The sequence below is a fragment of the Streptomyces pactum genome (assembly GCF_002005225.1).
In the GTDB taxonomy this organism is placed as follows: domain Bacteria; phylum Actinomycetota; class Actinomycetes; order Streptomycetales; family Streptomycetaceae; genus Streptomyces; species Streptomyces pactum_A.
The window spans coordinates 5,483,499-5,500,725 of the sequence record NZ_CP019724.1 but is presented as its reverse complement, the minus strand read 5'-3'; the positions used below and the strand labels follow the sequence as shown (position 1 = coordinate 5,500,725).

General features: G+C 70.9%; 14 protein-coding genes and 1 tRNA gene. 12 read left to right on the top strand and 3 right to left on the bottom strand.

What is annotated here, in order from left to right; all coding sequences use genetic code 11:
* The first annotated feature begins 60 nt into the window (after positions 1–60).
* Genes desA through B1H29_RS23465 form a run of 4 tightly spaced genes read left to right on the top strand, consistent with a single transcriptional unit; the run spans position 61 to position 5,087 of the window.
* Positions 61–1,503, top strand: coding sequence for a lysine decarboxylase DesA (desA, locus tag B1H29_RS23480; protein WP_055417057.1), 1,443 nt, complete (start codon positions 61–63; stop codon positions 1,501–1,503).
* Complete coding sequence (locus B1H29_RS23475; RefSeq protein WP_055417058.1) at positions 1,487–2,767, top strand: lysine N(6)-hydroxylase/L-ornithine N(5)-oxygenase family protein; 1,281 nt, start codon at positions 1,487–1,489, stop codon at positions 2,765–2,767. The genes desA and B1H29_RS23475 overlap by 17 nt, the downstream gene beginning before the upstream one ends.
* Positions 2,764–3,321 carry a GNAT family N-acetyltransferase gene (locus B1H29_RS23470; RefSeq protein WP_055417059.1) on the top strand — a complete coding sequence of 186 codons (558 nt, stop codon included), beginning with the start codon at positions 2,764–2,766 and terminating at the stop codon, positions 3,319–3,321. Before B1H29_RS23475 ends, B1H29_RS23470 begins: the two co-directional genes overlap by 4 nt.
* Positions 3,318–5,087, top strand: a complete 1,770-nt coding sequence (locus tag B1H29_RS23465) for an IucA/IucC family protein (RefSeq protein WP_055417060.1) — start codon at positions 3,318–3,320, stop codon at positions 5,085–5,087. The genes B1H29_RS23470 and B1H29_RS23465 overlap by 4 nt, the downstream gene beginning before the upstream one ends.
* 69 nt (positions 5,088–5,156) lie before the next feature.
* Here B1H29_RS23465 and B1H29_RS23460 read toward each other — a convergent pair whose 3' ends face one another.
* Entirely contained in the window at positions 5,157–6,764 is a 1,608-nt protein-coding gene (locus B1H29_RS23460; RefSeq protein ID WP_055417741.1) for a beta-N-acetylhexosaminidase, read from the bottom strand.
* An 88-nt stretch (positions 6,765–6,852) separates the two neighbouring features.
* Between B1H29_RS23460 and B1H29_RS23455 the strand changes: the two genes are divergently transcribed.
* From B1H29_RS23455 to glmS, 3 genes are all read left to right on the top strand, one after another.
* Positions 6,853–7,746 (top strand): DUF4429 domain-containing protein, encoded by an 894-nt coding sequence (locus B1H29_RS23455; protein WP_055417061.1) that lies wholly within the window; start codon positions 6,853–6,855, stop codon positions 7,744–7,746.
* A 90-nt stretch (positions 7,747–7,836) separates the two neighbouring features.
* Positions 7,837–8,094 carry a hypothetical protein gene (locus B1H29_RS23450; protein WP_055417062.1) on the top strand — a complete coding sequence of 86 codons (258 nt, stop codon included), beginning with the start codon at positions 7,837–7,839 and terminating at the stop codon, positions 8,092–8,094.
* A 33-nt stretch (positions 8,095–8,127) separates the two neighbouring features.
* Positions 8,128–9,945, top strand: a complete 1,818-nt coding sequence (gene glmS, locus B1H29_RS23445) for a glutamine--fructose-6-phosphate transaminase (isomerizing) (protein ID WP_055417063.1) — start codon at positions 8,128–8,130, stop codon at positions 9,943–9,945.
* Positions 9,946–10,113: 168 nt separating this feature from the next.
* Here the strand turns inward: glmS and B1H29_RS23440 are convergent, their stop codons facing one another.
* Entirely contained in the window at positions 10,114–10,641 is a 528-nt protein-coding gene (locus tag B1H29_RS23440) for a universal stress protein (RefSeq protein WP_055417064.1), read from the bottom strand.
* A 293-nt stretch (positions 10,642–10,934) separates the two neighbouring features.
* Here B1H29_RS23440 and B1H29_RS23435 point away from each other — a divergent pair, with 293 nt between their 5' ends.
* The 4 genes from B1H29_RS23435 to B1H29_RS23420 all read left to right on the top strand — a co-directional run bounded on the left by B1H29_RS23435 (position 10,935) and on the right by B1H29_RS23420 (position 13,856).
* Positions 10,935–11,315: a hypothetical protein gene (locus B1H29_RS23435; protein WP_055417065.1), complete on the top strand. Its 381-nt coding sequence runs from the start codon at positions 10,935–10,937 to the stop codon at positions 11,313–11,315.
* A 387-nt stretch (positions 11,316–11,702) separates the two neighbouring features.
* The gene (locus B1H29_RS23430) at positions 11,703–12,893 is read left to right on the top strand and encodes a helix-turn-helix domain-containing protein (protein ID WP_055417066.1); all 1,191 of its coding nucleotides are present in this window, start codon (positions 11,703–11,705) and stop codon (positions 12,891–12,893) included.
* A gap of 199 nt (positions 12,894–13,092) precedes the next feature.
* Positions 13,093–13,695, top strand: a complete 603-nt coding sequence (orn, locus tag B1H29_RS23425) for an oligoribonuclease (protein WP_055417067.1) — start codon at positions 13,093–13,095, stop codon at positions 13,693–13,695.
* Positions 13,696–13,783: 88 nt separating this feature from the next.
* A tRNA-His gene (locus tag B1H29_RS23420) sits at positions 13,784–13,856 on the top strand.
* A 622-nt stretch (positions 13,857–14,478) separates the two neighbouring features.
* Here the strand turns inward: B1H29_RS23420 and B1H29_RS23410 are convergent.
* The gene (locus tag B1H29_RS23410) at positions 14,479–15,534 is read right to left on the bottom strand and encodes a LacI family DNA-binding transcriptional regulator (RefSeq protein ID WP_055417068.1); all 1,056 of its coding nucleotides are present in this window, start codon (positions 15,532–15,534) and stop codon (positions 14,479–14,481) included.
* A 365-nt stretch (positions 15,535–15,899) separates the two neighbouring features.
* Between B1H29_RS23410 and B1H29_RS23405 the strand changes: the two genes are divergently transcribed.
* Complete coding sequence (locus tag B1H29_RS23405; protein ID WP_055417069.1) at positions 15,900–17,225, top strand: ABC transporter substrate-binding protein; 1,326 nt, start codon at positions 15,900–15,902, stop codon at positions 17,223–17,225.
* Positions 17,226–17,227 lie beyond the last annotated feature (2 nt).

Below are 17,227 nucleotides of genomic sequence, written 5' to 3'. Positions count from 1 at the left end.
GAAGTCCGGGCCTCGCCCTCTCCCGTCCCTCTCGGACCGTCCCCACCGGAGGACTCCCCCATGCGCTCGCACCTGCTCAACGACACCACCGCGGAGCAGTACCGCCGCTCCGTGACCGAAGGAGTCGAGCGGGTGGCCGCCAAACTCGCCACCACCGACCGGCCGTTCACCGGCGTCACGGTCGACGCCCTCTCCCCCCGCATCGACGAGATCGACCTCGACAAGCCGCTGCACGACACGGCCGCGGTCCTCGACGAGCTGGAGGACGTCTACCTCCGCGACGCCGTCTACTTCCACCACCCCCGCTACCTCGCCCACCTCAACTGCCCGGTCGTCATCCCGGCGGTGCTCGGCGAGGCGGTGCTGTCCGCCGTCAACTCCTCGCTGGACACCTGGGACCAGTCGGCCGGCGGCACGCTCATCGAACGCAAGCTGATCGACTGGACCACCGCCCGGATCGGCCTCGGACCCGCCGCCGACGGCGTGTTCACCTCCGGCGGCACGCAGTCCAACCTCCAGGCGCTGCTGCTGGCCCGCGAGGAGGCGAAGACCGAGGACTTCGCCGACCTGCGCGTCTTCACCTCCGAGGTCAGCCACTTCAGCGTGCAGAAGTCGGCGAAGCTGCTCGGCCTCGGCCCCGACGCCGTCGTGACGATCCCCGTCGGCCCCGACAAGCGCATGCGGACCGTCGCCCTCGCCCGTGAACTGGAGCGCTGCGCCGAGGACGGCCTGGTCCCCATGGCCGTCGTCGCCACCGGCGGCACCACCGACTTCGGCTCCATCGACCCGCTCCCCGAGATCGCCGGGCTGTGCGAGCAGTACGGCGTGTGGATGCACGTGGACGCGGCCTACGGCTGCGGACTGCTCGCCTCACTGAAGTACCGGGACCGGCTCACCGGCATCGAGCGGGCCGACTCGGTCACCGTCGACTACCACAAGTCCTTCTTCCAGCCGGTGAGTTCGTCGGCCGTGCTGGTCCGGGACGCGGCCACCCTGCGCCACGCCACCTACCACGCGGAGTACCTCAACCCGCGCCGCATGGTGCGGGAACGTATCCCCAACCAGGTGGACAAGTCCCTCCAGACCACCCGCCGCTTCGACGCGCTCAAGCTGTGGATGACGCTGCGCGTGATGGGCGCCGACGGCATCGGCCAGCTCTTCGACGAGGTGTGCGACCTCGCCGCCGAGGGCTGGAAACTGCTCGCCGCCGACCCGCGCTTCGACGTGGTGGTCGAACCGTCGCTGTCCACCCTGGTCTTCCGCTGCATACCGGCGGCCGTCACCGACCCCGCCGAGATCGACCGCGCCAACCTGTACGCCCGCAAGGCCCTGTTCGCCTCCGGCGACGCCGTGGTCGCGGGCACCAAGGTGGCCGGACGCCACTACCTGAAGTTCACCCTGCTCAACCCCGAGACGACCACGGCCGACATCGCCGCCGTCCTCGATCTGATCGCCGGCCACGCCGAGCAGTACCTGGGAGAGTCCCTTGACCGCGCTTCCTGATTCCGCCACGACGTACGACTTCGTGGGGATCGGCCTCGGCCCCTTCAACCTCGGCCTCGCCTGCCTCACCGAGCCCATCGCCGAGCTGAACGGCGTCTTCCTGGAGTCCAAGCCGGACTTCGAGTGGCACGCCGGCATGTTCCTGGACGGCGCCCACCTCCAGACCCCGTTCATGTCGGACCTGGTCACCCTCGCCGACCCGACGTCCCCGTACTCCTTCCTCAACTACCTGAAGGAGAAGGGCCGGCTGTACTCGTTCTACATCCGGGAGAACTTCTACCCGCTGCGCGTCGAGTACGACGACTACTGCCGCTGGGCCGCGAACAAACTGAGCAGCGTCCGCTTCTCCACGACGGTCACCGAGGTGACGTACGACGAGGCCGAGGAGCTGTACGCCGTCTCGACCACGTCCGGCGACACCTACCGCGCCCGCCGCCTCGTCCTGGGCACCGGCACCCCGCCGCACATCCCGGACGCCTGCCGGGGCCTGGCCGGCGACTTCATCCACAACTCCCGCTACGTGCACCACCGGGCGGAGCTGGTGAAGAAGGACTCGATCACCCTGGTCGGCAGCGGCCAGTCCGCCGCCGAGATCTACTACGACCTGCTGAGCGAGATCGACGTCCACGGATACCAGCTCAACTGGGTCACCCGCTCCCCGCGCTTCTTCCCGCTCGAGTACACCAAGCTCACGCTGGAGATGACCTCGCCGGAGTACGTGGACTACTACCGCGCGCTCCCGGAGGACACCCGCTACCGCCTCACGGCCGAGCAGAAGGGCCTGTTCAAGGGCATCGACGGCGACCTGATCAACGAGATCTTCGACCTGCTCTACCAGAAGAAGCTCGGCGGTCACGTCCCCACCCGCCTGCTCACCAACTCGGCGCTGACCGGCGCCCGGTACGCGGACGGCACGTACACGCTCGGCTTCCGGCAGGAGGAGCAGGGTGAGGACTTCGAGATCGACACCCAGGGGCTGATCCTGGCCACCGGCTACAAGTACGCCGAGCCGGAGTTCCTCAAGCCCGTCCGGGACCGGCTGCGCTACGACTCCCGGGGCAACTTCGACGTCGCCCGCAACTACGCCGTCGACGTCACGGGCAGCGCCGTGTTCCTGCAGAACGCGGGTGTCCACACGCACAGCATCACCAGCCCCGATCTGGGCATGGGTGCCTACCGCAACAGCTACATCGTCCGAGAGCTGCTCGGCACCGAGTACTACCCGGTCGAGAAGTCGATCGCGTTCCAGGAGTTCAGCGCATGAGCACCACCACCCCCACGGTCGCCGGCATCGGCGCCCTGACCATCCGCCCCCTCGACCCCGTGCGGGACGCCGAGCTGCTGCACGGCTGGGTATCGCATCCCAAGTCCGCGTTCTGGATGATGCAGGACGCGCAACTGGTGGACGTCGAGCGGGCGTACATGGCGATAGCCGCCGACGAGCACCACCACGCCTACGTCGGCCTGCACGACGGCGTCCCCGCCTTCCTGATGGAGAAGTACGACCCGGCCCACCGCGAGCTCGCCGGCCTGTACGAGCCCGAGCCCGGCGACGTCGGCATGCACTTCCTGGTCGCCCCCACCGACCGGCCCGTGCACGGATTCACCCGCGCCGTCATCACCGCCGTGATGGCCGAGCTGTTCGCCGACCCGGCGACCGCACGCGTCGTCGTCGAGCCGGACGTCGGCAACACCGCCGTCCACGCCCTGAACGCAGCCGTCGGATTCGTGCCCGAGCGCGAGATCCAGAAGCCGGAGAAGAAGGCGTTGCTGAGCTTCTGCACCCGCGAGCGGTTCGAGAGGGCGGTGTCCGCGTGAGCCTCGCCGACGCCGTCTCCCACCTGACCCCCGAGCACTGGGAGCAGGCCAACCGCCTCCTGGTCCGCAAGGCCCTGGCCGAGTTCGCACACGAGCGGCTGATCACGCCCGAGAGGGACGAGGCGGGTTACGTCGTACGCAGCGACGACGGCAAGACCGACTACCGCTTCACCGCCACCCTCCGCGCCCTGGACCACTGGCAGGTGGACGCCGACTCGATCACGCGTCACCGCGACGGCGCACGACTCCCGCTCGCCGCGCTGGACTTCTTCATCGAGCTGAAGGAGTCGCTGGGCCTGAGCGACGAGATCCTGCCCGTCTACCTGGAGGAGATCTCCTCCACCCTCTCCGGCACCTGCTACAAGCTGACCAAGCCGAAGCTCACCTGTGCCGAGCTGGCGAAGAGCGGCTTCCAGGCGATCGAGACCGGCATGACCGAGGGCCACCCCTGCTTCGTCGCCAACAACGGGCGGCTCGGCTTCGGCGTCCACGAGTACCTCTCGTACGCCCCCGAGACCGCGAGCCCCGTCCGGCTGGTGTGGCTGGCCGCGCACCGCTCGCGGGCGGCGTTCACGGCGGGGGTGGGCATCGAGTACGAGTCCTTCGTGCGGGACGAACTGGGCGAGGCGACCGTCGACCGCTTCCACCGCGTCCTGCGCGAGCGGGGCCTGGACCCGGCCGACTACCTGTTCATCCCGGTCCACCCCTGGCAGTGGTGGAATAAGCTGACCGTGACCTTCGCCGCCGAGGTCGCCCGCGGGCACCTGGTCTGCCTCGGCGAGGGCGACGACGAGTACCTGGCCCAGCAGTCCATCCGCACCTTCTTCAACGCCTCGCACCCCGAGAAGCACTACGTGAAGACGGCCCTGTCCGTCCTCAACATGGGCTTCATGCGGGGCCTGTCGGCGGCGTACATGGAGGCGACCCCGGCCATCAACGACTGGCTCGCCCAGCTCGTCGAGGGCGACCCGGTGCTGAAGTCGACGGGCCTGTCGGTCATCCGGGAGCGGGCGGCCGTCGGCTACCGGCACCTGGAGTACGAGCAGGCCACCGACCGCTACTCGCCGTACCGCAAGATGCTGGCGGCGCTGTGGCGCGAGAGCCCCGTGCCCTCCCTCCGGGACGGGGAGTCCCTGGCCACGATGGCGTCCCTCGTCCACGTCGACCACGAGGGCGCGTCCTTCGCGGGCGCGCTGATCGAGCGGTCGGGGCTCGCGCCCGCCGAGTGGCTGCGCCACTACCTGCGGGCCTACTTCGTCCCGCTGCTGCACAGCTTCTACGCCTACGACCTGGTCTACATGCCGCACGGCGAGAACGTGATCCTGGTCCTGAGGGACGGGGTGGTGCAGCGCGCGATCTTCAAGGACATCGCCGAGGAGATCGCGGTGATGGACCCGGCCGCGGTGCTGCCGCCGGAGGTCTCGCGGATCGCGGTCGAGGTCCCGGACGACAAGAAGCTCCTGTCGATCTTCACGGACGTCTTCGACTGCTTCTTCCGCTTCCTCGCCGCGAACCTCGCCGACGAGGGGATCGTGGAGGAGGACGTCTTCTGGGGGACGGTCGCGGAGGTCACCCGGGAGTACCAGGAGTCGGTGCCGGAGCTGGCCGAGAAGTTCGCCCGGTTCGACATGTTCGCGCCCGAGTTCGCACTGTCCTGCCTCAACCGGCTCCAACTGCGCGACAACGAGCAGATGGTGGACCTCGCGGACCCGTCCGGCGCGCTCCAGCTCATCGGGCACCTGAGGAACCCGATCGCGGGCCGGTAGCGAAGGCCCCGCACAGACGGGCGGGCACCCCGGGGACGGTCCTCCGGGGTGCCCGTCGGACACCGCGGGTCAGTCCGTGTTCCAGGGCACCTGCGGCGAGCGGTAGTAGTCGATCCCCAGCGCCTCCCAGCGCGGCGCCTGCTCGGCGAGCCGCACCTTGTAGGTGTCCCAGTCGTGCGTCTTCGCCGGGGACCAGCCCAGCTCGGCGACGCCCGGCAGCCTCGGGAACGCCATGAAATCGAGCTGGTCCGGGTTCTCCAGGGTCTCCGTCCACAGCGGCGCCTCGACGCCCCGGACCGCGGCGGCCGGTGCGCCCGGCAGGTAGGCGGCCGGGTCCCAGTCGTAGGACCGCCGCACCTCCACGTATCCCGCCCAGGACAGACCCAGCGGGGTGTCCTTGTTGTACTTCATGTCCAGGTACGTCCGGTCGGCCGGGGACAGGACCAGCCCGGTCCCGTTCCGCGCGGCCTCGGCGACCTGGGCCTTCTCCGCGTCGCTGGTGCGGTCCAGGCCCCAGTACTGGACGAGCGCGCCCTTGGCCGGGTTCGCGCCGGCCAGTTGGTGCCAGCCGACGACCGTCTTGCCGTACTCCGCGACGACCGGCTGCACGCGGTCCATGAACTTCACGAAGTCCTCGTGCGGGGTGGAGTGCGCCTCGTCGCCGCCGATGTGGAGGTAGCGGCCCGGGGTGAGCGCGGCGAGTTCGCGCACGACGTCGTCGACGAAGTCGTACGTGACCTCCTTGTCCACGCACAGCGAACTGAAGCCGACCTGGGTGCCGGTGTACAGCGGGGGTGCCACGCCGTCGCAGTTCAGCTCGGCGTAGGAGGCGAGGGCCGCGTTGGTGTGGCCCGGCATGTCGATCTCGGGGACGACCTCGAGGTGGCGGGAGGCGGCGTAGCGGACGATCTCCTGGTAGTCCGCCTTGGTGTAGTGGCCGCCGGGTCCGCCGCCGACCTCCGTGGAACCGCCGTACGTCGCGAGGCGCGGCCAGGAGTCGATGGCGATGCGCCAGCCCTGGTCGTCGCTGAGGTGCAGGTGGAGCTTGTTGTACTTGTAGAGGGCGACCCGGTCGATGTAGCGCTTGACCTCGTCGACGGTGAAGAAGTGCCGGGAGACGTCCAGCATCGCGCCGCGCCACGCGTAGCGCGGGGTGTCCTCGATGGTGCCGCCCGCGACCAGCCAGGGGCCGCTCTGCACGGAGTCCTTCTCGACGGCGGCGGGCAGGAGCTGACGGAGGGTCTGGACGCCGTGGAAGAGGCCGGCGGCCTTGCGGGCGGTGATGGTGACGCCGCCGCGGCCGCTGTCCAGGCGGTAACCCTCGTTGCCGTACGGGCCCTTGGCCAGGCGCAGTCGTATGCCGCCGTGGCCGTGGGAGGTGACGGGGAGCCGGTAGCCGGTGGAGGGCCGCAGGAGGTCCGCGAGGTAGTCGCCGACGCGGCGGGCCTCGCGCGAGTCGTCGACGCGGATGTGGGTGCCGCGGGTGACCCGGTAGGGGGAGCCGCCGGGTTCGACCGACGCGGGGGCCGGGATCACCCGGTCCAGCGGGGTCGCCGCCGTCCGCCGGTCCGGTGCCGCCGCGGTGGTCGTGGCGCCGACCGCCGCGACCAGCAGCAGCGAGCCCAGGATCCGGGTCAGTCGGGGAGTCGTTCTGTGGTGCCGTCGAAGAGGTCTCACGGGCGCTCCCTTCACGATGGTGCACAGATGGGTGTAGACCACTCTCCCTCACAACCGCCGTACGCAGAAGCGGTGAAACAATCCCCGCATGGCGGAAATCATCCAGAAGGACGGAACGTGGGTCTTCGACGGCGACACCCTGCGGCTGACTCCCGGACGGGACAAGAACGTCAGCCTGCTCCGCAGGGAACTGGGTGAACTACTCGTCCCGCTGGCGGCGTTGGCGGGCATATCGTTCGAGCAGGGCAAGAAGTCGGGCCGGCTGCGGCTGCGCCTGCGGGACGGCGCCGATCCGCTGCTGCACGCGACCGGCGGCCGGCTGACCGAGCCGCACGACCCCTACCAGCTCACCGTGGAGTCCGACCGGTACGGCGTCGCCGAGTACGTCGTGGACGAGGTGCGCAACGCCCTGCTCCTCGACCAGGTGCCCTCCGGCCCGGTGGACGCCTACCTGCTGCCCGGTCCCTCCGTCCCGCTGTCGGTCTCCGCCGGTGACGGTGTCGCGAGCTTCGACGGCGAGCGCGTACGCCTGGAGTGGAAGTGGCAGGCGGAGGACGCCAAGTCGGCCGCCGGCACCCGCACCCTGCCTCTGGCCGACATAGTCGCGGTCGAGTGGCAGCCGACGGTCGGCCTGGAGAACGGCCACCTCCGCTTCACCGTGCGGGGTGCGCCGACCAAGGCGCCGCCCAAGTACGACCCCAACGCCGTGGAGCTGTGGGGCTTCAAGAGGGACCCGCTGATGGCCCTGGTGGCCGCGGCCGTGCAGGCCCGCCTCCCGCACCCGGCCGCACCCGCCGCACCCGCCGCCCCGAAGGACGCCCGGCCGGCCGAGGACGCGCCCGCCCCGGCCCCCGCCGCCGCCGAGGACGACCACGACGCGCTGCTGCGGCGGCTGCGGGAGCTGGGCGAGCTGCACCGCTCCGGAGTGCTGACGGACGAGGAGTTCGCCCTGGCGAAGCAGGCGGTGCTGAAGCGGATGTAGGGGGGTCCGTGGACATCTCGCCGACGAGAGCCTGCCCGAAATCGGGCAGGTTTCTTGCGAAACCCTCACTCGTACCCCAGGATCTACCGGGTGCACGACGAACTCGTTGATCATCTGACGCGGTCCACCCCCCTGAGCCGGGGCGAGGCGCTGCGTGTGATCCAGGACGTGCTCGCCTACTTCGACGAGACGACCGAGGAGTACGTCCGTCGCCGCCACCGCGAGCTCCAGGCCCAGGGCCTGGTGAACGCGACGATCTTCGAACGGATCGAGGCGGACCTGAAATACCGGGCGGTGGCACCGCCGGAGCTGTCGCTCCGCCAACTGCGCCGCATCGTCTACGGCTGAGAAGCCGAAGAGGGACACGAGGTTTACGTATACATGTGCGGAATCGTCGGATACATCGGCAAGCGTGACGTGGCGCCCCTGCTGCTCGAGGGACTGCAGCGCCTGGAGTACCGCGGCTACGACTCGGCGGGCATCGTCGTCACGTCCCCGAAGGCGGCCGGCCTGAAGATGGTCAAGGCCAAGGGCCGGGTCCGTGACCTGGAGGCCAAGGTCCCGGCACGTTTCAAGGGCACCACCGGCATCGCCCACACCCGCTGGGCCACCCACGGCGCTCCGTCCGACCTGAACGCCCACCCGCACATGTCGGCCGACGACAAGGTCGCCGTCGTGCACAACGGCATCATCGACAACGCCGCCGACCTGCGCCGCAAACTGGAGGCGGACGGCGTCGAGTTCCTCTCCGAGACCGACACCGAGGTCCTGGTCCACCTCATCGCCCGCTCCGAGGCCGACAAGCTCGAGGACAAGGTCCGCGAGACCCTCCGGGTGATCGAGGGCACGTACGGCATCGCCGTGATGCACGCCGACTTCCCCGAGCGCATCGTCGTCGCCCGCAACGGCTCGCCGGTCGTCCTCGGCATCGGCGAGAAGGAGATGTTCGTCGCCTCGGACATCGCCGCGCTGGTCACCCACACCCGCCAGATAGTCACCCTCGACGACGGCGAGATGGCCACCCTCAAGGCCGACGACTTCCGCACCTACACCACCGAGGGCACCCGCACCACCGCCGAGCCCACCACCGTGGAGTGGGAGGCCGCCTCCTACGACATGGGCGGCCACGACACGTACATGCACAAGGAGATCCACGAGCAGGCCGAGGCCGTGGACCGCGTGCTGCGCGGCCGGATCGACGACCGCTTCTCCACCGTGCACCTCGGCGGCCTCAACCTGGACGCCCGCGACGCGCGCGCCGTGCGCCGCGTGAAGATCCTCGGCTGCGGCACCTCGTACCACGCGGGCCAGATCGGCGCCCAGATGATCGAGGAGCTGGCCCGCATCCCCGCCGATGCCGAGCCCGCCTCCGAGTTCCGCTACCGCAACGCGGTCGTGGACCCCGACACCCTGTACATCGCCGTCTCCCAGTCCGGTGAGACCTACGACGTACTGGCCGCCGTGCAGGAGCTGAAGCGCAAGGGCGCCCGCGTCCTCGGCATCGTCAACGTGGTCGGCTCGGCGATCGCCCGCGAGGCCGACGGCGGCATGTACGTGCACGCCGGGCCCGAGGTCTGCGTCGTGTCCACCAAGTGCTTCACCAACACCTGCGTCGCCTTCGCGCTGCTCGCCCTGCACCTGGGCCGCACCCGCGACCTGTCCGTGCGGGACGGCAAGCGGATCATCGAGGGCCTGCGCAAGCTGCCGCGGCAGATCTCCGAGATGCTGGAGCAGGAGGAGGACGTCAAGCAACTGGCCGCGCAGTACGCCGACGCCCGCTCGATGCTCTTCATCGGCCGCGTGCGGGGCTACCCGGTCGCCCGCGAGGCCTCCCTGAAGCTCAAGGAGGTCTCCTACATCCACGCGGAGGCCTACCCGGCCTCCGAGCTCAAGCACGGCCCGCTCGCGCTGATCGAGCCCGCCCTGCCGACGGTCGCGATCGTGCCGGACGACGACCTGCTGGAGAAGAACCGCGCGGCCATGGAGGAGATCAAGGCCCGCAGCGGCCAGATCCTCGCCGTCGCCCACCAGGAGCAGGAGAAGGCCGACCACACCATCGTGGTCCCCAAGAACGAGGACGAGCTGGACCCCATCCTCATGGGCATCCCGCTCCAGCTCCTCGCCTACCACACGGCCCTGGCCCTGGGCCGGGACATCGACAAGCCGCGGAACCTCGCCAAGTCGGTGACGGTGGAGTAGGCCCTTCGGGGGCGCGGGGCCGTACCGGTGTGCGGCCCCGCCGCGTGGGCGCGGGCGGCCGGCGGGTTCGCCCGGCGTGACGCGCGGGACCGGGGAGGCCGGACCGCTCGGACACGGGGCGCCCCGGCGGATGCGGCGAGCCGGCGCGGCTCCCGCGAGCGGTGGGTGTCAGGGGATGACCACCACGGGCCGCTTCGCCCGCTTGGCGAGCCGCCCGGCGACGGAGCCGAAGAGGCGGCCCACCAGGCCGTGGCTGGAGCCGACGACGATGGCGTCCGCCTCGTACTCCCGGCCCACCTCCTCGAGTTCGTGGCAGATGTCGCCGCCGCGCTCGACCAGGATCCAGGGCACCTCGGCCAGATAGTCCGCGCACGCCAGCTCCAGGCCCAGCACCTCGGTGCGGTGGTCCGGTACGTCGACGAAGACGGGCGGCTCGCAGCCGGCCCACACCGTGGTGGGCAGCCGGTTGGCGACGTGCACGATGACCAGGCCCGAGCCGAGCCGGCGTGCCATGCCGATGGCGTACGCGAGGGCACGCTCACTGGACGTCGAGCCGTCGAAGCCGACGACGACACCGTGCTTGAAGGCTGGGTCGCACGACTGGCGTGGCTCTTCGGCCGCCAGGGGCTCGGCCGCCGTAGGTTCGGCGACGGGCCGCTTGCGGTCCGCGGGTTCGAAGAATTCGTGACCGGCCATGGCTGTCTCGGCGTTTGATCCTCTATGGGGGACAACAGTGTGCGACGGAGCTGTGTCCGGGAATGGTCTTCCCAACCCCATACCCCCAAGGGTACGGCGGCAAGCCTCCTTCGCCCAGATCCCGCGCAGGGTCCGCCGCGGGGCTCACCGGAGCATGCCCGAGGGGGCGCCCGTAACGCAATGGTTGCTGCGCTGTACAGGCGGTTTGCACGGGATTCAACTGTCCGTGATCAGTCGTGACCGGTGCGTCGCCCGGGCGTTGATCTCCATGCCACCAGTCCCAGGGAGCCCGCATGTCCGGACCGCGCCAGCCCGCCGAACCGCCGTCCGGCACCCCTGAGGCAGCCGGCCGCCCCGACGCGCCGGGCGCCGACGAACCGACCGCGCCGCTCCGGGACGGCGTCACCGATCTCGTCCGCTGGGCGGCCTTCAGTTGCCTCCTCGTCCCGGTCGTACTCCTCTGGTGCGGCACCTCCTTCGCCGGCGCCGCCGGTACGGCCCTGGGCCTGGCCGCCGTCACCGGCGCCTGCCGCCTGCTGCTGCGCCGGTCCGAGCGCGTCGCGTCCCGTCCGGCCGGCGAGGATGACGCGGTACGGTCCGGGCGCCGGCACCGGGCCGGACCGCCGGGACGCGGGGGCGGACGGCACGCAGCGGAAAACACACCGGTCGACTGACCGGTTTCCGCGCACGCGTCCGCCTCTTTTCAGCCAACTTCTGATGGTGGCTCAACACCGGCCCCCACCACCCCCCAACCCCCGTTCCACCTGCACGGAAAGGGTCTCAACGACCCTGCGCACCCTACGGGGATTGGCCACTGCGACAAGGCGCACTTCCCTGTGGCGCCCCGGAGTGCAACGCTTCGTGATCGACTGCTTCACGCCAAGTTGCCATGTCGACAATGTCCCAAGTGCCGAACCGGCCATCTCGGCGCGACGGGACACAGTAGATTCGATCTTGACTGTCTACGGCGGGGGACTCGTGCAGGACCGAGGGGAAACGTGTTGGAGCGACAGACCCGAAAGGATCAGGGCGCCGCGACCACCGAGGGGGGCTTAGCAATTATGGGCCACGACTCCGCTGCCGCGCCGGAAACCGCGGCCCGGAAGCTCTCCGGGCGACGCCGCAAGGAGATCGTCGCGGTGCTGCTGTTCAGCGGCGGCCCCATCTTCGAGAGTTCCATACCGTTGTCGGTGTTCGGGATCGACCGCCAGGACGCCGGCGTGCCGCGCTACCGACTACTGGTGTGCGCCGGCGAGGAGGGCCCGCTGCGGACGACGGGGGGACTGGAACTCACCGCGCCGCAGGGCCTGGAGGCGATCGCCCGGGCCGGCACCGTGGTGGTGCCCGCCTGGCGGTCGATCACCTCGCCGCCGCCGGAGGAAGCGCTCGACGCACTGCGCCGGGCGCACGAGGAGGGCGCCCGCATAGTCGGGCTGTGCACCGGCGCCTTCGTGCTCGCGGCGGCGGGCCTGCTCGACGGCCGCCCCGCGACCACCCACTGGATGTACGCGCCGACGCTGGCCAAGCGCTATCCGTCGGTGCACGTCGATCCGCGCGAGCTGTTCGTGGACGACGGCGACGTGCTGACGTCGGCGGGTACCGCGGCCGGTATCGACCTGTGCCTGCACATCGTGCGCACGGACCACGGCAACGAGGCGGCCGGCGCGCTGGCCCGCCGCCTGGTGGTCCCGCCGCGCCGCTCGGGCGGCCAGGAGCGCTACCTCGACAGGTCTTTACCGGAGGAGATCGGCGCCGACCCGCTCGCCGAGGTCGTCGCCTGGGCGCTGGAACATCTCCACGAGCAGTTCGACGTGGAGACGCTGGCGGCCCGCGCCTACATGAGCCGCCGCACCTTCGACCGCCGCTTCCGGTCACTGACCGGCAGCGCCCCGCTGCAGTGGCTGATCACCCAGCGGGTGCTCCAGGCACAGCGCCTGCTGGAGACGTCCGACTACTCGGTGGACGAGGTCGCGGGCCGCTGCGGCTTCCGCTCGCCGGTGGCGCTGCGCGGCCACTTCCGCCGCCAGCTCGGTTCGTCCCCGGCCGCCTACCGGGCCGCCTACCGGGCACGCCGTCCGCAGGGCGACCGGCCGGCGGCCCCGGATCCGGGCGGCGACGGAACCTCCCGGGCCCCCGTCCCGCCCGGGGCCGCCGCCCTGGCACCGGACAGCGCGGTCCCGTACCAGACCCGCCGCTCGGTGCCGCCGCTGCCGGCGGCGGCGAGCCTGCCGGGGCAGCGCAGCGCGCCGTGACCTGACACGCGTAACGCCGGGCGGGCGCTCCGGCCCGTCCGGCCGCCCCCTCGGGCCCCGGCCGGGCCGGCCCGCTCGGCCCCACCGCCGTTCGAGGACGAGGTCGTCCAGGTCGGAGCGGGGGCCCGGGGCACTGCCCCGGCGAGCCCCGCACCGAGCCGGGGACACGGACGGCGGACGTCGGCCGTAGGGTGTCCGCATGAACGATCGCATGGTGTGGATCGACTGCGAGATGACCGGCCTCTCGCTGTCCGACGACGCGCTCATCGAGGTGGCCGCCCTCGTCACCGACTCCGAGCTGAACATCCTCGGCGAGGGCGTCGACATCGTCGTCCGCCCGCCGGAGCGGGCCCTGGAGACGATGCCGGAGGTGGTGCGCCAGATGCACACCGCGTCCGGCCTGCTCGCCGAGCTCGACGACGGCACGACGCTGGCGGACGCCGAGGCGCAGGTCCTGGCGTACGTGCGCGAGCACGTGAAGGAGCCCGGCAAGGCACCGCTGTGCGGCAACTCGGTCGGCACCGACCGCGGCTTCCTGCTGAGGGACATGCCGACGCTGGAGGACTACCTCCACTACCGGATCGTCGACGTCTCCTCGATCAAGGAGCTGGCCCGCCGCTGGTACCCGCGGGCGTACTTCAACAGCCCCGAGAAGAACGGCAACCACCGCGCGCTCGCCGACATCCGCGAGTCCATCGCCGAACTGCGCTACTACCGGGAAGCCGTCTTCGTCCCGCAGCCGGGCCCCGACTCCGACACCGCCAAGGCGATCGCCGCGAAGCACGTCCTGCCCGCCCGGTAAAAGGCGTGCGCGAGCACCCCTTCGGACCCTGTACACTTTTTCTCAGCCGGTCGGGGAAGCCCACCACGGGTTCCGAAGACCGGCCATGGTGGGTGTAGCTCAGTTGGTAGAGCACCTGGTTGTGGTCCAGGTGGCCGCGGGTTCAAGTCCCGTCACTCACCCTGATCCGTCGGCCGGTGACCTCCGCGAGGAGGTCATCGGCCGACGGCGTTCCGGGGCCGCCCCGAACCCCAGCCGGCCCTCCGGCCCCGGCCCCCGTCGGCTCTCTCACGACCTCGCCCCGTCGATACCGGACATCGCCGTCGCCGCGGAGACCACCGGACCGGCGACGACACCAGGCCGCTGCTCACGGGGCCCGCCGCGCCCGGGCCCGACGGCGATCCGCGTCGATGTCCGCCGCCCCGACGGCATGAGCCCGCGCGGCACCGGGGGTTCCCCGCCCCCTTACGCCGCGACCGGCGCCCCCTCGCGCGACTCCGCCGCCGTCATCACCCGCCCGGGCCGCCCGTGCGGGCCGCCCGTGCGGGCCGGGCGGCACGTCGGCCGGGCCATCCCCCGGCCGTGATGCGCGGGCCACGGTCCTGCGGCTCGGCCGACGCCCGCACCCGCCGCACCCTGTCGACGCACGAGGCCGCCATCGAAGAGGACGGCCGGGCCGAAGCACCCGGGCGGCGCGCCGCCGGGACATTCACTCCACTCGGCCGGTCACCGGCCCGGCCCCGCCCCAACTCGGCCCCGCCTCAACCCGCCCCGACCCTGGCCCGCCCTGGCCCGCCCCGGCCTTCAGGACGACGCCCGCTCCACCAGCTCCGTCGCCAGCACCACCTGGTGCCGCTCCAGCCCCCGCGAGGCCGCCGGGCGGCGGTCCGCGATCTCGGTGAGCAGCAGGTCTATCATCGCGCGGCCCATCTCCTCGATGGGCTGCCGCACACTGGTCAGCGGCGGCTCCATGTGGCGGGCGATGGCCGAGTCGTCGTAGCCGACCAGCGCCACGTCGTCCGGGATGCGCCGGCCCGCCTCGCGCAGTGCCTGGCGGGCGCCGGCCGCGGTGACGTCCGAGCCGGCGAAGACCGCGTCCAGCTCGGGGCGGCGGCGCAGCAGTTCCGCCATGGCCCGGCGCCCGCCCTCCTCGGAGAAGTCGCCCGGCTCGATGAGCTGTTCGTCCGCGTCGTGGCCCGCGTCGCGCAGCGCCTCGCGGTAGCCGTCGACGCGCCGCTGGGCACCGTAGACGTCGAGGCGGCCGGTGATGTGCGCGATGTGACGGCGGCCGCGGGACAGCAGGTGCTCGACGGCCGAGCGGGCACCGCCGTAGTTGTCCGAGTCCACCGACGCCAGCGACTCCCCGGCCGAGCGCGGGCCGCTGATCACCGCGGGAATCTCCAACTGGGACAGCAGGTCGGGCAGCGGGTCGTCGGCGTGCACCGAGACCAGCAGGACCCCGTCCACGCGGTGCGCGGCCAGGTACTGCGCGAGCCGCTGCCGCTCCCGGTCGCTGCCCGCGAAGATCAGCAGGAGCTGCATCTCGGTGTCGGAGAGTGCGGAGCCGACGCCCTTCAGCATGTCCGAGAAGTACGGTTCCGTGAAGAAGCGGGTCTCCGGCTCGGGCACCACCAGCGCGATCGCGTCCGTGCGGTTGGCGGCCAGGGCACGGGCCGCCGTGTTCGGGACGTAACCGAGTTCCGCGACCGCCGCCTCCACCGCCGCCCGGGTCGCGTCGCTGACCCGGGGCGAGCCGTTGATCACCCGGGAGACCGTGCCGCGGCCGACGCCCGCCCGTGCCGCCACCTCTTCGAGGGTGGGCCGGCCACCGCTCCGCCCACGCGCTCCGTGGCCTGCCATCGGCTCCGCCTCCCGTCAAGACCCCCGCACTCTGCGGCTGGCCTGGAATTTAACAGGCCGGTCGGGTGTAATGACCGGCTCCGGGCCTCCCGCCCGCCGTACCGAGGTCTCCCCGCGCCGCTCGCGGCGTCCAGTTAACAGGCAGATAACTGAACGCACTTCGTCGCGTCCGGTCCCTTGACACCCCCGCCCGGACCGGCGACTCTTCAACACATCACTTGTGGGAGCGCTCCCACACTACCTGGCACTTACACATCCCGCACGTTCCCCGCCCGAGCCGCAGCGTCGAACGAACCACATGAAGCAGCGGGCCCAACCATGTAGTTGGCCGGGGGGTCGGCACGTCAGGGCAACAGGAGGACGCAATGCGAGCAGCACGTAATCGATCCGCCCGCAAGGCGGTGGTCATCGCGGCCATCGCGTCGCTGGGCGCCGGGCTGCTGGCCGGCTGCGCCGACGACGGCAACGACGAGGACGGCACGTCGTCGGGCGACAGCAGCGGCAAGACCACCATCACCCTCGGCCTGTTCGGCACCATGGGCTTCAAGGAGGCCGGCCTCTACGAGGAGTACGAGAAGCTCAACCCCGACATCAACGTCGAGGAGACCGTCACCGAGCGGAACGAGAACTACTACCCCGCCCTGGTCAACCACCTCACCACCGAGAGCGGCCTGCAGGACATCCAGGCCATCGAGGTCGGCAACATCGCCGAGGTCGTCGAGACCCAGGCGGACAAGTTCGTCGACATGGCCAAGGTCGAGGGCGTCCAGCCGAGCAGTTGGCTGGACTGGAAGTGGAAGCAGGGCGTCACCAAGGACGGCCAGGCGGTCGGGCTCGGCACCGACATCGGGCCGATGGCCATCTGCTACCGCAAGGACCTCTTCGAGAAGGCGGGCCTGCCGACGGACCGCGACGAGGTCGGCGCGCTGTGGGCCGGTGACTGGAAGAAGTTCGTCGAGGCCGGCGAGAAGTACAAGAAGGGTGCCGGCAAGGACACCTACTTCATGGACTCTCCCGGCGGTCTGATCAACGCCATCCTCAGCAGTGAGGAGGAGAAGTTCTACGACTCCTCCGGCGAGGTCATCTACAAGACCAACCCCGCCGTCAAGGCGGCCTTCGACCTCACCGCGGAGGCCGCGGAGAAGGGCCTGGTCCAGGCGCAGACCCAGTTCCAGCCGGCCTGGGAACAGACCATCTCCAACAACCTGTTCGCCACCGTCGCCTGCCCGCCGTGGATGATCGGCACCATCAAGGGCAAGTCGCAGCCCGAGGCGGCCGGCAAGTGGGACGTGGCCGTGGCCCCGAAGTCCGGCAACTGGGGCGGCTCCTTCCTGGGCGTGCCCAAGAGCGGCAAGAACGTGAAGGAGGCGCAGAAGCTGGTGGCCTGGCTGACCGCGCCGGAGCAGCAGGCGAAGCTGTTCGCCGTGCAGGGCAGCTTCCCGAGCGCCCCGGCCGCGTACAAGCTGCCCCAGGTGACGGACGCCAAGAACGAGATGACCGGTGCCGCGCCGATCGGTGACATCTTCGCCAAGGCCGCCGAGGCCATCCCGGCCCAGGTGATCGGCCCGAAGGACCAGATCATCCAGCAGGGTCTGACCGACAACGGCGTCATCCTCGTCACCCAGGGCAAGTCGCCCGAGGAGGCCTGGGAGAACGCCACCAAGACCATCGACAACAACCTGGAGAAGTGACC

What these genes read in the sequence shown, in the direction of transcription:
- B1H29_RS23455 (WP_055417061.1), top strand. Translation starts at nt 6,853, where the DNA reads ATGGCGGAAATCATCCAGAAGGACGGAACGTGGGTCTTCGACGGCGAC.
- desA (WP_055417057.1), top strand. Translation starts at nt 61, where the DNA reads ATGCGCTCGCACCTGCTCAACGACACCACCGCGGAGCAGTACCGCCGC.
- B1H29_RS23405 (WP_055417069.1), top strand. Translation starts at nt 15,900, where the DNA reads ATGCGAGCAGCACGTAATCGATCCGCCCGCAAGGCGGTGGTCATCGCG.
- B1H29_RS23470 (WP_055417059.1), top strand. Translation starts at nt 2,764, where the DNA reads ATGAGCACCACCACCCCCACGGTCGCCGGCATCGGCGCCCTGACCATC.
- glmS (WP_055417063.1), top strand. Translation starts at nt 8,128, where the DNA reads ATGTGCGGAATCGTCGGATACATCGGCAAGCGTGACGTGGCGCCCCTG.
- B1H29_RS23430 (WP_055417066.1), top strand. Translation starts at nt 11,703, where the DNA reads ATGGGCCACGACTCCGCTGCCGCGCCGGAAACCGCGGCCCGGAAGCTC.
- B1H29_RS23410 (WP_055417068.1), bottom strand. Translation starts at nt 15,534, where the DNA reads ATGGCAGGCCACGGAGCGCGTGGGCGGAGCGGTGGCCGGCCCACCCTC.
- B1H29_RS23435 (WP_055417065.1), top strand. Translation starts at nt 10,935, where the DNA reads ATGTCCGGACCGCGCCAGCCCGCCGAACCGCCGTCCGGCACCCCTGAG.
- B1H29_RS23440 (WP_055417064.1), bottom strand. Translation starts at nt 10,641, where the DNA reads ATGGCCGGTCACGAATTCTTCGAACCCGCGGACCGCAAGCGGCCCGTC.
- orn (WP_055417067.1), top strand. Translation starts at nt 13,093, where the DNA reads ATGAACGATCGCATGGTGTGGATCGACTGCGAGATGACCGGCCTCTCG.